Origin of the sequence: Arthrobacter sp. CAL618 (genome assembly GCF_000468215.1) — a bacterium.
GTDB lineage: Bacteria > Actinomycetota > Actinomycetes > Actinomycetales > Micrococcaceae > Arthrobacter_D.
This window is the reverse complement of sequence record NZ_ASZW01000073.1, coordinates 35,990-55,860: the sequence shown is the minus strand read 5'-3', so window position 1 is coordinate 55,860 and position 19,871 is coordinate 35,990. Positions and strand designations below refer to the sequence as shown.

At 63.9% G+C, this 19,871-nt stretch carries 22 protein-coding genes; 15 read left to right on the top strand and 7 right to left on the bottom strand.

Translation table 11 applies throughout. From position 1 onward, the window contains the following. Nucleotides 1-317 precede the first annotated feature (317 nt). Both K728_RS0104815 and K728_RS0104810 read right to left on the bottom strand, forming a co-directional pair. Nucleotides 318-1,472, bottom strand: coding sequence for a glycerate kinase (locus K728_RS0104815; RefSeq protein ID WP_024476016.1), 1,155 nt, complete (start codon nucleotides 1,470-1,472; stop codon nucleotides 318-320). A gap of 165 nt (nucleotides 1,473-1,637) precedes the next feature. Next, a complete protein-coding gene (locus K728_RS0104810) occupies nucleotides 1,638-2,447 on the bottom strand; it encodes a hydroxypyruvate isomerase family protein (RefSeq protein WP_019482173.1) in 810 nt (269 codons plus the stop codon). A 181-nt stretch (nucleotides 2,448-2,628) separates the two neighbouring features. On the opposite strand from K728_RS0104810, the gene K728_RS18430 reads away from it, so the two are divergent. From K728_RS18430 to K728_RS0104790, 4 genes are all read left to right on the top strand, one after another. After that, nucleotides 2,629-3,606, top strand: a complete 978-nt coding sequence (locus K728_RS18430; RefSeq protein ID WP_019482172.1) for a ring-cleaving dioxygenase — start codon at nucleotides 2,629-2,631, stop codon at nucleotides 3,604-3,606. Between the two features lie 8 nt (nucleotides 3,607-3,614). Continuing rightward, nucleotides 3,615-4,253, top strand: coding sequence for an alpha/beta hydrolase (locus K728_RS0104800; RefSeq protein WP_019482171.1), 639 nt, complete (start codon nucleotides 3,615-3,617; stop codon nucleotides 4,251-4,253). Between the two features lie 373 nt (nucleotides 4,254-4,626). Then, nucleotides 4,627-5,625, top strand: a complete 999-nt coding sequence (locus tag K728_RS0104795; RefSeq protein ID WP_019482170.1) for an acetamidase/formamidase family protein — start codon at nucleotides 4,627-4,629, stop codon at nucleotides 5,623-5,625. 8 nt (nucleotides 5,626-5,633) lie between these two features. Continuing rightward, nucleotides 5,634-6,395, top strand: a complete 762-nt coding sequence (locus K728_RS0104790) for an SDR family NAD(P)-dependent oxidoreductase (protein WP_019482169.1) — start codon at nucleotides 5,634-5,636, stop codon at nucleotides 6,393-6,395. Nucleotides 6,396-6,410: 15 nt separating this feature from the next. Here the strand turns inward: K728_RS0104790 and K728_RS0104785 are convergent, their stop codons facing one another. After that, the gene (locus K728_RS0104785) at nucleotides 6,411-7,238 is read right to left on the bottom strand and encodes a DUF1206 domain-containing protein (RefSeq protein WP_024476015.1); all 828 of its coding nucleotides are present in this window, start codon (nucleotides 7,236-7,238) and stop codon (nucleotides 6,411-6,413) included. Between the two features lie 340 nt (nucleotides 7,239-7,578). On the opposite strand from K728_RS0104785, the gene K728_RS0104780 reads away from it, so the two are divergent. Then, nucleotides 7,579-8,070 carry a nucleoside deaminase gene (locus K728_RS0104780; RefSeq protein WP_019482167.1) on the top strand — a complete coding sequence of 164 codons (492 nt, stop codon included), beginning with the start codon at nucleotides 7,579-7,581 and terminating at the stop codon, nucleotides 8,068-8,070. Here K728_RS0104780 and K728_RS0104775 read toward each other — a convergent pair. From K728_RS0104775 to K728_RS0104765, 3 genes are read right to left on the bottom strand one after another with little or no spacing between them, the layout of a single operon-like run. Next, a complete protein-coding gene (locus K728_RS0104775) occupies nucleotides 8,064-9,251 on the bottom strand; it encodes a hypothetical protein (protein ID WP_156808982.1) in 1,188 nt (395 codons plus the stop codon). The two genes, K728_RS0104780 and K728_RS0104775, sit on opposite strands and share 7 nt — an antisense overlap. Before the next feature lie 13 nt (nucleotides 9,252-9,264). Next, nucleotides 9,265-9,534: an SHOCT domain-containing protein gene (locus K728_RS0104770; protein ID WP_019482165.1), complete on the bottom strand. Its 270-nt coding sequence runs from the start codon at nucleotides 9,532-9,534 to the stop codon at nucleotides 9,265-9,267. 35 nt (nucleotides 9,535-9,569) lie between these two features. Further along, nucleotides 9,570-9,998: a DUF6325 family protein gene (locus tag K728_RS0104765; RefSeq protein WP_019482164.1), complete on the bottom strand. Its 429-nt coding sequence runs from the start codon at nucleotides 9,996-9,998 to the stop codon at nucleotides 9,570-9,572. Nucleotides 9,999-10,114: 116 nt separating this feature from the next. Here K728_RS0104765 and K728_RS0104760 point away from each other — a divergent pair, with 116 nt between their 5' ends. From K728_RS0104760 to K728_RS0104745, 4 genes are all read left to right on the top strand, one after another. Continuing rightward, a complete protein-coding gene (locus K728_RS0104760) occupies nucleotides 10,115-10,330 on the top strand; it encodes a DUF1269 domain-containing protein (RefSeq protein ID WP_019482163.1) in 216 nt (71 codons plus the stop codon). Nucleotides 10,331-10,660: 330 nt separating this feature from the next. Then, a complete protein-coding gene (locus K728_RS0104755; RefSeq protein ID WP_156911178.1) occupies nucleotides 10,661-13,072 on the top strand; it encodes a LuxR C-terminal-related transcriptional regulator in 2,412 nt (803 codons plus the stop codon). Nucleotides 13,073-13,101: 29 nt separating this feature from the next. Further along, nucleotides 13,102-13,530, top strand: a complete 429-nt coding sequence (locus tag K728_RS0104750; protein WP_019482161.1) for an SHOCT domain-containing protein — start codon at nucleotides 13,102-13,104, stop codon at nucleotides 13,528-13,530. After that, nucleotides 13,527-14,096, top strand: a complete 570-nt coding sequence (locus K728_RS0104745) for a potassium channel family protein (RefSeq protein ID WP_019482160.1) — start codon at nucleotides 13,527-13,529, stop codon at nucleotides 14,094-14,096. The genes K728_RS0104750 and K728_RS0104745 overlap by 4 nt, the downstream gene beginning before the upstream one ends. A gap of 69 nt (nucleotides 14,097-14,165) precedes the next feature. Here the strand turns inward: K728_RS0104745 and K728_RS0104740 are convergent, their stop codons facing one another. After that, nucleotides 14,166-15,032, bottom strand: coding sequence for an MBL fold metallo-hydrolase (locus K728_RS0104740; RefSeq protein ID WP_019482159.1), 867 nt, complete (start codon nucleotides 15,030-15,032; stop codon nucleotides 14,166-14,168). Between the two features lie 60 nt (nucleotides 15,033-15,092). Between K728_RS0104740 and K728_RS18425 the strand changes: the two genes are divergently transcribed. The 6 genes from K728_RS18425 (at nucleotide 15,093) to K728_RS0104710 (ending at nucleotide 19,837) form a co-directional block, all read left to right on the top strand. Then, nucleotides 15,093-15,752, top strand: coding sequence for an NUDIX hydrolase (locus tag K728_RS18425; RefSeq protein ID WP_019482158.1), 660 nt, complete (start codon nucleotides 15,093-15,095; stop codon nucleotides 15,750-15,752). 172 nt (nucleotides 15,753-15,924) lie between these two features. Continuing rightward, nucleotides 15,925-16,179, top strand: coding sequence for a hypothetical protein (locus K728_RS0104730; RefSeq protein WP_156911176.1), 255 nt, complete (start codon nucleotides 15,925-15,927; stop codon nucleotides 16,177-16,179). Further along, nucleotides 16,176-16,724, top strand: coding sequence for a hypothetical protein (locus K728_RS0104725; protein WP_026040990.1), 549 nt, complete (start codon nucleotides 16,176-16,178; stop codon nucleotides 16,722-16,724). Before K728_RS0104730 ends, K728_RS0104725 begins: the two co-directional genes overlap by 4 nt. A 140-nt stretch (nucleotides 16,725-16,864) precedes the next feature. Beyond that, nucleotides 16,865-18,013, top strand: coding sequence for a LolA family protein (locus K728_RS0104720; protein WP_019482155.1), 1,149 nt, complete (start codon nucleotides 16,865-16,867; stop codon nucleotides 18,011-18,013). Further along, nucleotides 18,010-18,990, top strand: coding sequence for an ABC transporter ATP-binding protein (locus tag K728_RS0104715; RefSeq protein ID WP_019482154.1), 981 nt, complete (start codon nucleotides 18,010-18,012; stop codon nucleotides 18,988-18,990). The genes K728_RS0104720 and K728_RS0104715 overlap by 4 nt, the downstream gene beginning before the upstream one ends. Beyond that, nucleotides 18,974-19,837: an ABC transporter permease gene (locus tag K728_RS0104710; RefSeq protein ID WP_443110851.1), complete on the top strand. Its 864-nt coding sequence runs from the start codon at nucleotides 18,974-18,976 to the stop codon at nucleotides 19,835-19,837. The genes K728_RS0104715 and K728_RS0104710 overlap by 17 nt, the downstream gene beginning before the upstream one ends. Nucleotides 19,838-19,871 lie beyond the last annotated feature (34 nt).

Sequence of the window (19,871 nt, the reverse complement as noted above, 5' to 3'; positions counted from 1 at the left end):
GGCGGGAACGGCGTCTTCCATGTCGAACACTACGGAGTCCGCCTCGGAGGTGAGGGCAGGCGCGAAGTTGGCCTCAGACGCCGCGGAGGCAAGGAGCCAGGAACGGGAGAGCTTGGCGGGGAGCGCAGCTGCGCGGCTGTTTCTTAAGGAGGCCATATATGAACACTACTGAACGGTCGGAGCCATAATCCACCGCAGCACCGAAGCTGACCCAAACACTACGAACAAAACCAGCCCCAATCCCCGGCCTAAGCGCTCAGATGCTGGTAGACATGGTCAGCAGTTAGGTGAGTTGCCCTGAACATTGGTGGCTTGGCCTAGCGGGCGCACTGCTGGGTAAGACCAACATAAGCAGCGATCTCCTTGCCCACTTCCTCCAGCAGACTGGCAGCGTTGGCAATACACAGCTCGACGTCGGGTTCCCGGTCCGTCAGCGCGAAGGTGCGCTCAAACCCGGCCGTGGATAACTGGTCGGGCGTCAGGACGGTGCGCCCGCAGACGGCGATAGCCCTGACGTTCGCCACCGCCGCTGCGGTCGCCACTCCCATGGGGGTCTTTCCGCCCAGGCTCTGTTCATCGAGGCTGCCCTCTCCCGTGATCACCAGGTCTGCGTCGCGCAGCTTCTCGGCCAGGCCCGTCAACTCCAGGACGACGTCGATGCCCGGCCGTCGCCGCGCGTTCAACACGGCGAGCGCAGCGAACCCCACCCCACCGGCGGCACCGGCACCCGGCGCGGTGGCCGCCTCATCGATCGCGGGGCCGGCTACTGTCGCCAGAACGCTCACGAACCGTCCGAGGGCGGTATCGAGATTCTCGACATCACTGGCGGTGGCGCCCTTTTGCGGGCCGAACACTGCAGCGGCGCCGTTGGGGCCCAGGAGTGGGTTGTCGACGTCGGAGGCGAGAGTGATCGAAGCTGTCGACAGGCGTTGGTCAAGACCAGTCAGGTCGATTGATGCGAGGTGGACGAGCGCTGCACCACCGGGCGGAAGGTCACCGCCGTCGTCGTCGAGCAATCGTGCGCCCAGTCCGGCCAGCAGGCCCGCCCCGCCGTCGGTGCTGGCGCTGCCGCCCACCCCGAGCACGATGTCGGTGCAGCCGTGGTCGAGCGCGAAGCGAATGAGGTCACCGGTGCCTCGGCTGGTGGCGCCGCCCGCATCGAGCGTGCTGTTCGGCAATACGGCCAGGCCCGACGCGAGGGCCATTTCAATCACTGCCTGCGAACCGCGGATCGCAATCGGCGCTTCCAGCGGCTCACCCGTGGGGCCGGTGACCGTGGTGATCAGGAGGGAAAATCCGGCGGCGGCGGCCGCATCGAGAGTCCCTTCGCCGCCGTCGGCCGCTGGCACCTGCTCAATGTTGAGGATCGAATCGGGTCCCAGCGCGCCGCGCAGCCCCGCGGCCACTGCCTCGGCGACCTCGGGGGCGGAGAGTGAACCCTTGAACTTGTCCGGTGCAATCACTATGCGCATACCGCCATTAGATCATTGGTGGGCCGGCTGCGGCCTCGGGACAGCCCGGTGCAGCAGGTGAAACGCCACCACCGAACGGATTGCCGAGGGTGTCCAATGGTGGCCGTTGGTGTTCTACATCCTGTGAAGGAGTGTTCCTGCCAGTCGTCACGTCGACGCAAGCGGTCAACCGATGCGGCTTTCACCTGACAGCTGCCGGCCAAGCCAGGTGAACGCCTGCTCCGGGGGGCTCTTGTATTCGAGGCCGATCGGGCCCTGATATCCGAGGGTTCGACTGCGATCGATCCAGTCGGCAAGCGGAAGGTCACCGCTGCCGGGTGCGCCGCGCCCTGGTGCATCGGCGATCTGGATATGTCCAAAGTCCTCGGCGTGTGCTTCGATGACTCCGCCGACGTCGTCGCCATTCACTGACAGGTGGTAGAAATCAGCGAGCAGTTTGATGTTGGTGGCGCCGTGGGCGTGGACATTGGCGATGACGCTGAGCGCGTCCTGGGCGGTCTTGAGTGGGTAACGGTCTGCACCGCTGATTGGCTCCAGGAGGACCGTCCCGCCAATTGCTGCGACAGCGTTGGCGGCCAGGACCAGATTGTCGACGGCCAGCGTGTCCTGTTCCTGCGCGCTCACGCCCTCCACCCGGTTCCCGTACAGGGCGTTGAAGTGCTTACAACCCAGCCGCTCGCCAATACCGACGACGACCGGAACGTTGGCTCGGAATTCCTCGCTGCGGGCCGGCCATGAGACCAGACCTCGATCCCCGCCCGGCATATCACCGCCATTAAAGTTCAAGCCCGTCAGCTGGACTCCCGCATTCGTGATGGCGTCTTCGAAGTCTTGAACTTCGGCTGCGGTGGGCGTTGAAGTGGGGAATGGCCACCAAAACTCGACCGCATCGAAGCCGGCGGCCTTCGCGGCAGCTGGCCTGTCCCATAGCGGCAGCTCGGTGAAGAGGATTGAACAGTTCACGGTGTACGTCATATGGATTCTCTCATCGGTGATTCCGCATCTCGGAAGTATTCTTCGCCTTGCGAAATGCTAGGAGGATCACGGAAGTGCGTCAACCAGTTCCCCCCATCTACACCCCGGGAACAAACCCGTGGGTCCATGCGTTTGCATCTACATACCGGCGTCGAGCGCTGGATCTATCGAGGAGGAAGTTGTGACCGCACAGACCGAAGGGCTCCACCACGTCACCGCAATTGCTGGTGACCCCCAGAAGAACATCGACTTCTACATCAAGGGTCTAGGCCTGCGGCTCGTGAAGAAGACAGTGAATTTCGATGATCCCGGCACCTACCACCTCTACTACGGGGACGAAGCGGGCAATCCCGGCTCCCTCCTCACCTTCTTCCCCTGGCAGGGCATTCGCAGCGGCAAGGTCGGCAGTGGACAGTCCACCACCACTGCATTCTCTGTCCCGCAGGGCAGCCTCGGCTGGTGGCAGGACCACTTCAAAGCTATCGGGGTCGACTCGGTGATTGCTCGCGCCTCCTCCGAGGAAGAACGCCTGTCACTGCGTGACCCTGACGGCCTGCAGATTGACCTCGTGGCATCGTCGCTCTCTGACCCCCGCAACCCCTGGGACTCCGCCTCGGTGCCAGCCGAATACGCGGTCCGCGGGCAGCACTCCTCAGTGCTCACCGTCGAGGACCCCACCGCCAGCCTCGAAACGTTCACCCGCGACCTCGGCATGAACATCCTCAGCGAGACCGATGGCAGGTACCGGCTCAGCACACACAATGGCGAGCCCGGAACAGTTGTTGACATCGTCACCGACCGCCGCGGCGAGCGTGGCCTCGTAGCCGGCGGCACCGTGCACCATATCGCCTTCCGGGTGCCCGACCAGGCCACTCAGGAGCTCTGGCGCCAGGACCTGGCCGACCGCGGGTACGCCGTGACAGCCATCCTCGACCGCCAGTACTTCACCTCGATCTACTTCCGGGAGCCCGGCGGAACCCTCCTGGAAATCGCCACCGACACCCCAGGCTTCGACATCGACGAGCCGCTGCTCGAACTGGGCCGCTCCCTGAAGCTGCCACCATGGCTCGAGCCGAACCGTGACGCCATCTCCAACGCGGTCGCGAAGATCGACGTGCCAGCGGAGAACAATCCGTCAATCGCTACTTTCCTGAGTTAGGAATCGAGATGACCAACGTTGAGAACTGGCCGCACCTGTATCACGCAGGAACCCCGGCTAGCCCGGTCCTGCTGTTGCTCCACGGCACAGGTGGGACTGAGCACGACCTCCTGCCGCTCGCCGAACGCCTCGCACCCGGCGCCGGCTATCTTTCCCCTCGTGGCCCGGTGCAGGAACAGGGCATGAACCGGTGGTTCCGGCGGTTCGGCGAAGGCCAGTTCGACGTCGACGACGTCGTCCGGCGCGCGGGCGAGCTTACCGACTTCATCGGTTGGGCGCGGGAACATCACGGCCTTGGGGGCCGGAAGATCATCGCCGTCGGGTTCTCGAACGGCGCGAATATCGCGCTCGCTACGGTGCTGCTGCACCCCGAGGTGCTGACTGACGTCGTCGCCTTCTCCGGCATGTACCCGTTGGGTGACCGGACGGTCGACGGCGGCCTGGCGGGCACCGCCGTCGCCCTCTTCAACGGGGAGGCGGATGCGATGGCGCCACTAACCAGCGTGATGCAGCTGAAGTCGGTGCTCGACGCCGCCGGCGCCGACGTTCACCAGAGCGTCCGCGAGGGCGGGCACGGGGTACACGCCTCGGAGGTGGAGGGCGCGGCAGCATGGGTCAGCTCCCGAACGGCCACGACGACGAGCTGATCCCTCCGGCCAGCCTCCCACCAAGCCAGGCAGACCACGCGGCCCCACGGCCCCACTACCGAGCGCCCGCACCATCGAGCGATCGAGTCCTAGGTCGAGTTCACTTGATCCTGGGCGGGGCCAGAGGTGCGGGAGCACGTGCTGCGCCCAGTGGGATTTCACCGTTTCGACGCCGCCAGCCCCGGGCTGTCCCAGATGGCGTGGTTGAAGAATTTGACCTCCTTCATACCGGAGCTGCGCAGGGCCGGCCCTAGTTCAAGGAACCGGCGTACCTGAGTCTGACACCCACGGATCGGGATGGGGGCGGGCTGCTACGCATCCTTGACGGTGCCGCACCCTTGTCAGTGCCCAACCACCGGCATAGCATCCAGTAATGGATGCCGTTGAATACACTCCAGCCCGAGATCAGCTCGTCTACACGTTCGGCGGCGCAGCGCCAGTCATGACGATCCAGCCCGGAACGGTATTGAAGCTGTGGTCTGAGGACGCCTTCAACCACGCCCTGACCAGCGTCGATGATCTGTCCAGTGAGAAGGTGGACCTCCGGTTTGTGAACCCCCAAACCGGACCGTTTTACGTAGCTGGCGCGGAACCCGGAGACACTCTAGCCATTCATATTGTGGACCTGACGCCCGCCCGTTCCTGGGGTGCATCGGCCACCATTCCCTTCTTCGGCGGACTCACCAGCACCGATCGCACTGCTCTACTGCAGGAACCGCTCCCGGATACCACCTGGATCTACCACGTTGACACTGCGCGGCAGACCGTTGGATTCCAAGCCCGGCATACCGAATTCGAGGTCGCGCTGCCTCTCGAACCAATGCTTGGCACCATTGGGGTCGCTCCGCCCGGCGGCGAAGTGCGGTCATCGCTGGTCCCGGAGCGTTTCGGCGGCAACATGGATTCCCCCGAAGTCAAAGCCGGAACCACGGTCTATTTAGGGGTGAACGTCGAGGGAGCCTTGTTCTCCATTGGAGATGGCCATTACCGGCAGGGCGAGGGCGAAGCATGCGGAACGGCCGTGGAGGGAGCGATGAATTCAACCATTATCGTCGAGCTTATAAAGGGTGGAGCTCCGGCCTGGCCTCGGCTCGAAAGCGACAGTCACTGGATGGCCGTTGGTTCTTCACGACCCATGGAAGACTCCTGGCGAATCGGTCAGGTGGAGATGGTGAGGTGGTTTGAGGAGCTCTTCGGACTGCATCAGATGGACGCTTACCAGTTACTCACCCAGACGGCGCTGGCGCCCATCGCCAACGCCGTCGATGCCAATTACAGCGTGGTGGTGAAGGCCGCAAAGAAGCTATTCCCCCGAGTGCATGCTTTTGACGGATTACACGATGACCTGCGTCACCGCAGCAAGAACCTCTAGGAGAGACCATGGACCTGCAATTGGCTGGACTGACCGCACTGGTAACCGGCGGTACTAAAGGTATTGGCCGGGCAATCGTCGAATCCTTCGCGGCAGAGGGTGCCAACGTGGGGTTCTGCGCTCGGAACCCCGCCGAGATCGAAGCTAGTGAAGCCGCACTGGTTGGCAGCCGCGGTCGCATCTCTGGTACGGCGATGGACATGGGCGACGCCGCCGCGGTGGCACGATGGGTCGGTGATTCAGCGTCGATGTTCGGCGGGATCGACATAGTGGTCAGTAACGTGAGCGCCCTCGCCATCCCCGACACTGACGAAAACTGGGAAGCATCCCTCAGGGTAGACCTCATGGGTACGGTCAGGCTGGTCAAGGCGGCGCTGCCCCACCTGCAGCAGAGCAGCGCTGCGTCAATCATTGCCATCTCCAGCGTCTCCGGACGGGAAGTGGACTTCGCCTCCGGGCCCTACGGGACCGTCAAGTCGGCTCTCATCGCCTACATGGCAGGGCTGGCTTTTCAACTGGCCGAGCAAGGCATCCGCGCCAACACGGTCTCCCCCGGCAATACCTTTCACGAGGGCGGCGTGTGGCAGAACATCGAACAAGGCGACCCCGAGCTGTTCAGCATGGCGATGGGACTGAACCCAACACACCGGATGGGCACGCCGCAAGAAGTTGCCGATACCGTGGTATTCGTTGCCAGTCCGCGGTCCAGCCGAACCACTGGAGCCAACATCCTGGTCGACGGCGGGCTGTCCCGGGGCATCCAGTTCTAGGCCAGGTGAAAAGTGCTACATCCGGCCGAACCTGGCACGGATGATGGCGAAAGCGCCGTAGAAGATCAGCCCCACAGCGATGGCGATCAGGATCCCATTCCCAAACGGGTGGTCCTGGAGCGCCTTGAGGCTCCCATCCAGACCCGTCGATTGGGACGGTTGGTTGGTGATGGCAGCAACCACAAAGAGCAATCCCATGAGGATGAGCGCCACCCCCTTCGCGACGTGGCCCAGCACCCCCAGTGCGTCGACCACGGCACCCCGCCGCAAATCAACAAAGTGCTCCAGTTCGGGTCTGAACGTTCGACGCAGCCCTTTGACGATGAAGTAGACGCCAATCCCTAGCACCGTGCCGCCCACCACGAGCACGATGAAGGATCCCAGCGGGTAGGCCATCATCGTCCTGGTGAAATCCCTGGTGAACTCACTCGAGTCCGGGCCATCGCCCAGTGCGAATCGTGCCATGGTCACCGCCATGATCCCGTAGGTGACGGCCAGGGACCCCGACGAGACGGCTTTCTCAAGCCGCTTCCCCACTGGCTTCCGCCGATACCGCAGGGTGGACTCGCTGAGCTGCCACAGGGCAAGCCCCAAACAACCAATCGCACACGCCCACATGGTCCACGGTCCAGCAGATCCTGAAGCCAACTGCTCCAGCGCCCCCGTGGGCTCCGCCTGCCCGTCCCCACCGGACGCGACCTGCAATGCGATGACCCCGATCAGGATGTGCACCACCCCGAGCACCGCAAACCCAAAACGAGCGGTGACGTCCAATGCCAACCCGTCCGAGATACTTTCAGCCGTATCCGCTATTCCGGACCTGTTGCTTCCCCCCGCGGACATCCACGCTCCCCCATTAGCCAGAGCTTCTACCCTATCCGGGCGGGGGAGCGACCCGGAAAACTTCGGAAGCGGCCCGTCGTCAGCTCCTGAAGGGACCCTCGCCCACGCTAGTGGTTGACGAAACGTCAGTAGGAGGGATGCCTTCGCAGCAGGGCGCCCTTTCGGCCACGGAAAGCGCGGTGCTACAGTTCGAACGAAACCAACGGCGGGCGTCCCGGCTGGGATAGCTATCTACCAGGTGGACCTGCACATTGATGACCCGCAGTTGCCCGGAAGCGCCCGCCGGGAGGATTCCCCGGCCAGGGCTCGACGGCGGCTGCCCACCCGGGAGACAACACCTGTGAACACTGAAGACGAAGCGCGGTTCCTCGACGAGACCGTCGCGTTGGCGGTCGCAAATGTCCACAACGACGGCGGTCCATTCGGGGCGCTAATCGTCACCAGCGATGGTCGTAGCTTCGCGGGCGTCAATCGTGTCACCGCGTCCAATGACCCGACCGCGCATGCCGAAGTGATGGCCATCCGCAACGCCTGCACCGCACTGGAAACCTTCGAACTCTCTGGAAGCACGCTCTACACGAGCTGCGAGCCCTGCCCACTTTGCGTCTCCGCCGCGCTCTGGGCGCGAGTCGAATCGGTGGTTTACGCGGCCGACCGGTTCGACGCGGAGAAAGCCGGCTTTGATGACGCGGTCTTCTACGACTACTTCAACACCCCGGATGAAGAACGGTCGATGCCGGTACGGCAGGTGGCCCCACTCGCGGAAGCGGAACTCCCAGCCTCGGCTCCGTTTGCCGCCTGGCGTACCCTGGCCGCGAGGGTCGACTACTGAGCAGTCATGAACCGCGGCAGCAGTTCGACCGCCACCAGGGCCAGCCCAGCAGTAACCGTCGTCCACAGTACAACGGCCGCCGTCGGCTGCTGCCACAGCACCAACACGACCATTGCGACGACGATGACGGCGGCTTGGGCCGCACGTTTGTGCCGCCCCAGGCTGTGCTGCCAGGGCTCTGGGTCGCTGTCGCCGCGGGCGTATCCGGCATCCGGGGTATTGCCGCGCCGCTGCCCCACAGCCACACTGGACCGTCTCACCAGGAACGCAACCAGCATGGTCAGCAACGCAACCACGAAGACGCTCCTCAAGCTGACCTGCAGTGGGGCAAGTAGACGATCGATGAGACTCTGCGCTGCCGCTGGGGTAATCCGGTCGGACGGGATCGCGTTGAGGTAATACGCCCGCCCCAGTCCCACTGCGACCGCTAGCAGTGCCATGGCAAGCGCAGTCCCAAAGCCCAGCGTCCCAATCGCTCGCAGCCTCGAGCCGGTGGGTGCCACCGCGATCGCAGCGACTGACCCTAGCGCGGCGAGCCATGTCAGGGTCACTGCACCACGGTCAAGGACATTGATCGTTCGCCCAGCCCGGACCAGCTCTGGCGACTGGAAAAGGGTGACCTCGGCGTCGATCTCTGGAATTCTTGCCGCGATCGTCACATCTTCTCGGATCAGCCGCTCCTTGACCTGCACGATGATCTCCCCGGTGGAAATAGTTACAGCACCGCTCTCGTCGAGGCGGGCCGCACCGGTGGGTTCGCCCGTGATCAGACCAATGAGCCGCTGGTGCGCCTCGCGGTTCGCCGCGATCCACAGGACCTGAAACTCCGGGGCGGTGACCACCCGGGAAGCGACAGCCTCAATTCTGGCGTGGGTTTGTTCAATGATCACCGGCACCAGGTCCGCGATCAGGGATTCTGCCAACGGTGCCGACCGGGCCAGCTCGGTCAATGCATCCCGGGCGCGTCCCTCAACATCAATTGACGCAACAATTCGCTCGGTCACGTGTTCGGCCACCTCTGCCTGAATCGCTGGGTCGGCCGCCAGCGGAGCGACTGTTGCCACATATCGATCGGTGGCAAGAATCTGGGTGCGCAGGTATAGAGCCGGAACCGTGGCGAAGACCAGTCCGGCGGTGAGGACTACCAGGATCACTGACGTGACCCAACGTTTCCTGGGCATGGCCGCGCTCCGGCTAGGCCAGCAATCTGGATTTCGCGGCCGCGAATTCCGCGGCGGTCAGCACCCCGGCCGAGTGAAGGTTGGCGAGCCGGGCCAGTTGGTCAACCAACTGATCTCCGCCTGTCATCGGCGGTGGCGGACTCGACGCCGGATGGGGGCGAACCTGTCGGTCATGCATCCGATGGTTGATAGCCGCGGCGGTCATCTGTGCTGTGCCTGAGATGACTGCTGTTTGGGCCACGGATCCAAGGAGGCCCGGTCTGCCCTGTCTGCCGAATGGCATTTCGTGTCCTTCGAACGGATTTTGGGATGAGTCGATTAGCTTGCAGCGACACCATCGGCCTGAAAAGCGTCGACCACTGTGTCGTGCGGAATGTGGACGTGCAGCGCGGTTGTCCCGCCCGCGGCCCGCACGTCTTCAGACAGGCGCCGAGCCCACCGATGCTCCAGCGTGACGATCACCGAGGACTCGTTGTCACCGACTGACTCCGCCACCACCTCAATGTCGGTTTCGCTGAGCAACGTCAGTGGCCGCGGATCGACAATCAATCGCGACCAGGCCGCCGGCAGATCGTCCCCCAGATCCCTGACGTTGAGCGTGCCCAGCCCATCCCTGGCAACGACTACTACGTCGAGGAGGGCGACTGCCCCCGACTCAACTGCCTCGCTCAATGAGAAAGCAACACTCTGGTCAATCTCCGGGCTGGGAAACGTGCAGATGATCACTTCGACTGGGCCGACTCGCATGTGGCTCCTCTTCAACACCTACGCTCAGGTTCAAAGCTCAATTTTCCACAAACCACACGAACTGAAATCACCCGGTCCGGGTGATCTGCCAACCACGTCCCGAACGACACAGTTAGATGGTCACCACTGGCACCTCGGCACTCTTCCTGCTGACGAGTGGGGCAATCGTCGACCGGGTCAGTGAAGCCTTCGCCGGGACCAGGATGGTGCTCCTCGGACCTAACCTGGGCTGGGAAGCAGCGGATGCGCTCCGCAACACCTTTTCGGCGACCGACCACGCCTCTCGGGTCTTGTGCTCAAAGCCAGGAACTCCCACGATTGGTATCAGCTGACGGGTTCTGCTGCAAAAGATGCATGAGACCGCCCGATAGTCCATCGTGAGGACGTGTTGATCCATGGTCACATATGGAGCAGTTGCCGCGACAAAGGTCAGGCCGCCACGGCCGGACCAGTCTGCTTTGCTGCGTCCACGTCTCTTGCAGGCGGTGGACGCCGTGCTTCAGCCCGGCTCCCGACTTGCCTCGATCACCGGTGGCATGGGCTATGGCAAAACGACGCTCGCTGTTTAGTGGGTTTCCAGGCGGAAAGCTCAGGGCCGCCCCGTCGTCTGGCTCACCATCGACCCGGCCGACGACCAACCCGCGCGGTTCTGGTCCCTGGTGGTGAGTGCCATCGAGCTGGCAATTCCCACGCTGGGGGATGGCCGCCTGCGCAGACACCCAGCGCCGGAGACATCCGGGGACAACGCATCCATCGACAGCATCATCACGATCATCGCTGAGGTGAAGGGACAGGTTATTTTCGTCCTGGATGACTGCCACGCGCTGAGGGATCGTCGGGTCCTTCAGGACCTCGACTATTTTGTTCTGCGCTCCGCATCGAACGTGCGCTTCATTCTGATCGGTCGATCCCTACCGAGGCTCAGTGCGTTGTATCAGGTCAATCTTGACGACGCTCTCATCGAGGTCGACGGCGGATCGCTCGCCTTCACCAGACGTGAGTTGGTTCGGCTGGTGAGGGGTTCCCCCCTGGACGTTGACCGCTTACTTGATCTGACCGAGGGGTGGCCTGCGGCGACCAGACTGGCGTCCCGCCACGCAGAGTCGGTCAGTTCCCAGAACCCACCGGATGCGACCTCAGACCCTTTGCATCGCCAGCTTATGCGGCCTCTCTTCGACTCCTACAGGCCCGAACTGCAACAACTACTGCTCTCCGTGTCGACGCTTGCCACCTGGACTGTCGAGGATCTCAACCATGTTCTGGGCCGAACCAATGGCGCGCAGGTCCTCGAACGCCTCCGCGCCGAAACGGGTCTGATCATGGACGTCAGTAGCGAGCCATTGACGGTCAGACATTTTCGATGCCACCGGTTGCTGCAGCGCTTCCTCGACGCTCACGCTGCGGCGAATCCTACAGATTCCCTGGCTGCCGCCCACGCCCGGATGGCCGCCTGGTTACCGGAGCAGGGACGACACGCGGAGGCTCTGGTTCATGCGGTGCAGTCAGGAAACCCCGATGTATTGCGAACCACCGTGGCCACCTCTGGTCTTGAACTCCTGTGGGGCGGCGAAGCCAACCTGATTCTCGAAATATCCGCCAGCCAAAAGCGTCACCCCTTCCAGGAGCTGACGCTCCTGGAAGGGGTGATCGCGTTACGGGCGGGCGACCCGACCGTAGCCTCTGAAGGCCTCGATCGCCTCAAACGCAGCGGCGCTGGGCAGCACCTACCGGCGGCATTTGTGCTGCTGGCAACCGCTCTCCAGGCTCAGTTGGATATGTCGCGAGGCTCATTCACGGACGCTGTGGACTTGCTTGAAAAGGTCGTTGAACAACCTCCCCTCGACGACCTCGACCTGTACCTGACGAATGTCCTGGCCGCAGCGATGGTCGGGGTGGGGCGGTTTGAAGACGCACTGGCCCTATCACTGCAGGCATCCCGGCTTGCCCGTAACCGCGGGAACCTGACGGCTCTGGTTGATGCCCGATCGGTTGCTGCCGCTGTCCATGTCTCCCGTGAAGAATTCAGGCTGGCCCGGGCAGAAGCCACCTGGGCTATCCGGCGCGCCGGTGAAACCGAACTACGCTACGGCCCCAGCCTGAGGCCGGCGCACCTGATCGCCGCGTGGTGCGCCTATCACGCCTTGGACGATTCGTCGGCCCGGCTCCACAACGCCTACGTCAGACGGGCCGATTCGGCCGTCCCAGTAATCGCCCGTTCGAACTCAAAGCTATCCCTGATCCTGCAATTTCAAAGCGGGAGCAACCGGCATGAGGCTGCTGCCGGGCTGTTAAACCGGGTGCGGCACGACCTTATCCACGGTGCGTTCCCACCAGACCTCGCTATTTGCTCCCTCCAAACGGCGTCAATGCTGCTCCAGCTGAGACACGGCGACGCATTGGAGACGCTCAAGTCGGAACTCAGGCAGCATCAAGGGGTGAGCGGAGAACTGCACACCATCTCCGCGTGGGAGCTCCTCGCCGCCGGGCATCTGAATGCCGCCCGGAAGCTCCTGTCAGCAGTCACCGCTGGCTACGTTGAAAGCCAAAGCCGGTGCTCCATTCTGACCGCGTGGGCTCTGACCTGCCGCATAGCGCTCGAAGAGGACCGGACCTACGAGGCTCGAACCGCGTTGGGGGAGGCTCTTCAATTGGGGGCCAAAAGCGGCACGCTACGCGCGTTCGCGTTTGCCGGGGCCGAAGTCCGAGCTGCTGTGGTTCATGAACAACTCTACTTTCCCGCGTTCGGCCACATCATCGCACGCATCACCCGTTTCCGGGGTAACGGGCAAAGCTCGTTCTACCCGCCCCTCACCCATCGTGAATTGGATCTCCTCACCCTGCTGCCCACCTTCGCGACCGTCGACGAGATCGCGGAGCGGCTGTTTATCTCAACAAACACCGTAAAGACACATGTCCGGGGCATTTACCGGAAGCTGGGGGCGACTTCCCGCCGGGAAGCGATCGCCATTGCCCAGGACCTTGGGCTGTTGCCGGCAACCGCCAGCACACCAGCCAGTTCCGCCGTTGTGCTCAACGGCGCGCGTAAATCCCTTACCCCGCGCTACGACAACTAGTCGTAGCACCCGACCCTAGGAGGTGCTCTGTGAGCATCAACTTCTGGGACTTCTTTTGGGCAACGCTGGTCTTTTTCCTGCTCGTGTCCTATTTGTCGCTCCTCTTCTTTGTACTGGCCGACATCTTCCGCAGCCCGGAAATGGGTAGATGGGTCAAGTTCGTCTGGGTTCTTCTCCTCATCTTCCTTCCCTTCTTCACAGCATTGGCCTACCTCGTAGCCCACGGACAGGCGATGGCCCTGCGCAGCTACGGAATGATTGAGTCTTCTCGCCCCGCAGCAGCAGCCACCGCGGGCAACGAAGAGGCGACGGCCGTGAACCAGATCAAGACCGCGAAGGCCCTGTTGGATGACAACGCAATTTCTGAAGCCGAGTTCCAACGGCTCAAGGAGAGCATCCTGGTCGATCTGCCCTTCAGCACAGGCCGCTCACCTGGAGCGGGCACCCAACCTCGATGACACCAGACAGGCGGAACAGCAAAAACCGGCCGGCGTCCTTTCTTGAACTCGATCAACGACGACGACGCCGGGTCGTTGTCGTTGCCGTGATCCGTTCGATCGTGACTCTCGCAGTGATACTTGCCGTCTACTTCCAGTTCCCCGTTTCCGGATTCGCATCAGGCACTGCGGCAGCCGCCTGGATACGGCTCATCGCGCTGTTGCTCATTTTCCTGATCGCCATGGCCCTTCAGATCCAGCTGGTCCTCACCTCCGGGGTCCCCCAGGTGCGTGCCGCCGAGGCGGTTGTCCAGAGTGTTGCCCTCTTCCTCTGCCTGTTCGCCCTGCTCTACGTGTCCATTTCTGTGACGGATCCGCAGTCATTCAGCGAGCCCCTGAGCCGGGTGGACGCGCTATACCTCACCACAGCTACATTTGCGACCGTCGGTTTCGGCGACGTCGTGCCCATCGACACTCTCGCGCGGGTCGCGGTGACCATCCAGATGATCACCGGTTTGGGGTTGTTGATCCTGATCGTAAAAGTGGTGTTCTTCGCGGCGCGTCAGGGGCTACTTCGGCGAAGTTAGCGCTGCCCGCTGTCACTCCTGACCGGGGTGGTGGGCGGATCGCGCTGGTCTTGCCGTTCGAAGTCGGTTTCACCCCGGCTCGGTGGTCTGGCCGGGGACGCCCAGGTAATCCAGCTGAGCTGCCACCGATGCCTCGGCTGCCCGCCGGACTGACCCGTCGACGTCGGCGTAGACCACGTCGGTAACGTTCTGTACCGTTGCGCCAGCACCAATATCCGCGAGCGCAGCGCGGATTTGATCCAACCGTTCGCCCCGGTGCCGTAAATAGTGGCGTGAGATGGCTGTCAGATCCGGGAGGATCGGGCCGTGGGCGGGAAGGACCCTGGCCGGTCCGAGCGCGCTGAGCTTCGCCAGCGAGTCCAGGTAAGGACCCAGCCGGCCATCGGGGTAGTCGATGATGGTGGTGCCGCGGCCCAGGATTGTGTCGCCCGTCAGGACTGAACCGGTAGCGCCGTCGTCGGGCAGGAGAAAACAGACCGAGTCAGAGGTGTGCCCGGGGGTGGCGATAACCCGGATGGCCACCCCCGCCGCGAAAATTTCTTCACCGTCGACCAGCTGAGCTCCCCCGTGGCAGTGGTCAGGATCCATTGCCCGTACCGGCGCACCGGTCAGCTGATGGAAGCGTTCGCTGGCTTCGGTGTGGTCGCGGTGCCGATGGGTAATCAGGACCAGTTCAACTTTCCCCGCGCCGGCCAGCGCCGCCAGGTGTTCCTCATCCAACGGGCCGGGATCCACGACGACAACCGGGCGTTGCCCCGTCTCCGCCGCTGCGACACCGGCTGCTTCACCGGGCACTTCGCCGGGCACTTCACCCTCCGGGGCTGCAATGAGATACGAGTTGGTGCCCTCCAGACTCATCGGCCCCGGATTTGGGGCAAGCCGATACCGGGTGAGGTCGCTGCTGGAAACCAGACCTGGCGTGTGCAATTGAACCATGCATCTACCCTAGCGATCCCGGTCCCTGCGCCGACCCCCATATCGGATAAAGTGCGCAGCATGAGAACATCCCACAACGACGCACCGGCGGTGGTTCCCCGCCTGGCCGTCAGCGTTCTGATGATCCGTGGGGATGAGATTTTCATCCAGAACCGCTCGCTCACGATGGACTTTGCTGCAGGGGTTGTCGTCTTCCCAGGGGGCCGCGTGGACGCCGTCGACCATGTCACCGCCGTCGCCCACCCCGCCCCGGCGCACCTCCTGGCCAATCATGCGCGGAGCTGGGCGGCGACCAGCATTGCCTCCGGCCGGGGGCCCGGCTCGATTGAGGTGTCCCCGGCTGAGGCATCCGGCGTGTTACTCGCCGCAGCGGTGCGCGAAGTGCAGGAGGAAACGGGGGCTGTGTTGGCGCCCGAGGATCTGACCCCGTGGGCCAACTGGATTACGCCTGCCAGTTACGGCAAGCGCTTCGACACCTTCTTCTACCTGACCGTGCTTGCTCCGACCATGGATCCGCGACACCAGACCACCGAGGCCGATTCGTCGCACTGGGCAACAGCCCGGTGGATTCTCGCGGGCGCCGCCGATGGGCAGTTGAACCTGATGCGCCCCACGGAGGCGCTCCTAACGGAACTGGCCGGCCTCCCGGGACGCCTGGCTGCAGCGCTGCAGCCGATCCTGCAGGCGCCCCGCCGCATTTCGCCGGTGGGCCGACCGTAGCCCACCTCAAACCCCACCCAGCACCCCGCGACCGGATCGTCCGGGGTCCTCAACCTTCCGCGATCCGCCGGAGGTAATCCCGCCGTTCCCCACCACGATTCCCGGGCGCACCCATCACGGCGTAGTCTCTGGAGCAGGTCGCCGCTGCCGCGGCGCGTCGATGGGGGAAACATTGAACTGGATCCGCACACACAGGGTATTCACGGGAGGACTGGGCGCCGCCGTCGTCGGGCTGGCCATGATCATTACAGCAGCGATGACCAGGCCGCCCCTGGAGTTTGGCTGGTTTGCCTACGCGCCGCTGTCAAACTCCGTGCTCCTGCCCGGTCCGACCGCTGGTGAAATCTTCGGGCTGGGTCTTGCTGCGCTCGGGCTGATAATTATCGCCTGGGCACTTGGCTACTTTCGCGGGTGGCGGGCACCATGACCACTTTCACTCTAAAGCCGGTGGCCGTCTGGCTTGTCGCGCTCTCATTTGTGGTGACGCTCGGTGGGGTGTCACTCCTGTTCGGCGCCACCCCCACCACGCTGCCCCTGCCCACCGGCGTCGGCGAGCAGAGCATCGCCTATTCCTCCGAGTTGGTCATAGCGGTCGACGACGACGCCTCCTCCTTTTCCGACCTGCTCGCCGTGTGCGGTCAAGTGCTGCTGGTCGGTGGGCTGATGGCCAGCGCCGCAGCCGCCGGCCTCCGGCTGGGGAAACGTCAGCGGGTCATGACTGGGACAAACCCGAGGAAGCCCAGCTCACCGGTGGTGGTGCTGTGGGTGGGCACCGGTCTACTTCTGGCCGGAGTCCTCATTGCGGTGGGATCGGGACTCGTGCCTGCCCCTCTGGCCTCGCATCCGGGTGCCGTCCACACGCCCTTCGGCAGTGGACTCCCGATCCGGCCGATCGGCACCGCCCTGTTGACCAGCGGGGTCGCCCTCGGCGCCGCAGTCGGCGGCTACCTTTTCGGTTCACGCCGCCGTTAGGCGCTCACTTTCCCCCGGCCAGACCGTTCGCTTCCCTAGCGGACAGGGGCGGGAAACTCAGATCAAACTCTCAGGAAACCGGAGTAACGTCCAAACATAACCGTTGTGGTTGCGGAACTTGTGATCAAGGGAGATGGACCATGAACCGTAAGTGGCGAAACTGGGCGCCGGCCGTAGCAGTGACAGCTGTCATGGGCGCCGGGGTCATCCTGGTCCCACTCACGGCTAACGCCGCGGTCGACCTGCCGGACCTGACCGCCGCCGAGGTACTCGAACTAGCTGCCGGCCACTCGGTGGATGCACTTTCGGGCACCGTGGAGCAGACGTCCGACCTCGGGCTGCCTGACCTCTCCCTGATCAATGGTGCGAGCGGAGGCGGTATGGGGCCCAGCACAGCCCCTGGAACTGATCCCGGCGCCGACGGGGGTTCGGTTCCGACTGCCGAGGGCGCCATGCTGGAAATGCTCACTGCCCCACACACCGCACGGGTCTTCCTTGACGGCCCAACCCAGGCTCGAATCCAGATCCAGGACGAGATGGCCGAACGAAACCTCATCCTCAACGGCGATGAGCTCTGGTTCTACGACTCCGAAGAAAACTCCGCAGTACATTCGGTAATCAAGTCGGCAGACGGAGTGCCGGCTGACCTCCCCGGGGTGCAGACCCCGGACCAGCTCGCCACACTCCTCCTCGAGAAGGCCGACCCGACCACCGAAGTTTCAGTTGGCCCCGACCGGATGGTCGCCGGCCGTGCCGCCTACCAGCTGATCATGACCCCCCGCAGCAACGAAACTCTGGTGGGTTCGATCACGGTCGACGTCGACGCCGAGACGGGCCTCCCGCTCGCGGTCAGCGTCGCTGCCAGTAGCGGAACCACCCCGGCGTTCAGTGCCGCATACACCGAGATCAGTTTCGAGGCGCCCGCTCCCGAGATATTCGACTTCACGCCCCCGGCTGGTGCCACCATCACTGAGGCTCCGGAACACGGCGAATACCGCGAACACGACGACAAACGCGATCATAGCGATGGCAAGCCCGAAGCCACCGACGAGTCAACCGAACCGACTGTCACCGGCACCGGCTGGGGAACCGTGGTGGAGTTTTCCGCCGGGGACTTCCCGACCGGAGACCCCGAGTTGACCGGAATGATCGATCAGCTAAGCACACCGGTCGACGGCGGCCGCCTGATGCAGACCCGACTGCTGAACGTTCTGCTCACCGATGATGGGCGGGTTCTGGTGGGTTCCGTGCCCGCCGATCGTCTCCAGGCAGTTGCCGACGACGAGTGAGCGACGAAACGTTACCGGAGGGCCCTGCCGTTCAGACCAGGGGGCTCTCGAAGCGATTCGGTGGGCAAACAGTCCTGGACGGTATCGACCTGTCAGTGCCACGGGGGTCGGTTTTCGGCTTCCTCGGCCCCAATGGGTCAGGCAAAACTACAACGATCCGTATCCTGCTAGGCCTGGCGAGCGCGACATCGGGCGACGTGGAGGTACTCGGGCGCAAGATCCCCAGGTTTCTTCCCGAGGTACTGCCCAGGGTGGGAGCCCTCGTGGAAGGACCTGGGTTTTACCCTTTCCTCTCGGGGCGGGCCAACCTGCACCGCCTCGACGCCGCAGACCGCTTCGTTGACCCGTCGACCCGCCGCGCCCGCACCGCGCAGGCACTGGAACGGGTAGGCCTTTCACAGGCGGCCGACAAAAAGGTGGGGGCCTACTCTCTGGGAATGAAGCAACGGCTAGGGATCGCCAACGCACTGCTGACACATCGGGACCTGATCGTCCTGGACGAGCCGACCAACGGCCTCGATCCCCAGGGCACCCGGGAGGTGCGCCATCTGGTCCATTCCCTCACCGCTGAAGGCACCACGGTCTTCGTCTCCAGTCACCTGTTGGCCGAGGTGGAACAGATCTGCTCCCACGTGGCGGTCCTCCGAGCGGGCAAGCTGGTGGCGCAGGGCGAGCTGAGTGAGCTGCGCGCCGCCGGCCAGACCCGGGTGGAGGTACTTACCCCCGACGGCGCGGACTGCCGACAGGTGTTGACCCGGCTGGGATTGACCCCGCAAGAGCCGACACCCAGTCACCACACCCCGGGCGGTTCCGATGTTGCGGTGGGCGCCCCGCTACCCGAGCATTTCCCACCCGAGACCATCGTCGCCGCTCTCGTGGCCGCCGGGGTACGCGTGAAGGGCTTTACCGTCGATCAGGTGGGGCTTGAGGAACTTTTTGTGTCGCTCACCGGGGAAGGGTTTGACGTTGTCCAATAACGATCCGGCGCACAGCATCGGGCGGCGGCCCGCAACGGGGCTGGTGTTTATGGCTTCGGAACTTTCAATCCTGTTCAGACGACGGCGCACCTGGGCTCTGCTTCTTGCGCTGGCGGCCATCCCGGTTCTGATTGCGGTGGCTGTCCGGCTGACCTCCGGTCCGCCTACGGGGCGCGGCCCGGCCTTCCTCGACCAGATCACCCAGAACGGGTTGTTCGTGGCTGTCGCAGCGATCACTGTCGCTATTCCGCTGTTTCTGCCGCTCACTGTCGGGGTAGTGGCTGGCGATACCATCGCCGGCGAAGCCAGCACCGGAACGCTACGCTACCTCCTGGTGGCACCCGTGGGTCGGGGCCGGCTGCTCGCCGTGAAATTCGCCGGTGCTGTGGTGTTCTGCCTGGCAGCGACACTCGCCGTCGTCCTGGCCGGAACACTGATTGGCGCTGTCCTGTTCCCAGTGGGGCCGGTGACCCTCCTGTCCGGTGACACCGTGAGCATCGGCGAGTCTCTGCTGCGGTCGGCGTTGATCTGCGCCTACGTCACCGTGTCGCTTACCGGGCTCTGCGCCGTCGGCCTGTTCATCTCGACCCTCACAGATGTGCCGGTCGGCGCGATGGCCGCGACGGTGGTCATCTCGGTCGTCTCCCAAGTGGTGGGTCAGCTTCCCCAGCTGGAACTCTTGCACCCCTGGCTCCTGAGCCACTACTGGTTTGGCTTCGCGGATCTGCTCCGGCAGCCGATCGAGTGGTCCTCCTTCGCCGCGAATGCCCTCCTACAATCGGGTTATGTGCTGGTCTTCGGCGCGCTCGCCTACGGCCGGTTCACCACGCGCGATGTCCTCGCCTGACGGCTGCCCTCATCTTGCTGGATTCCCGATTCCA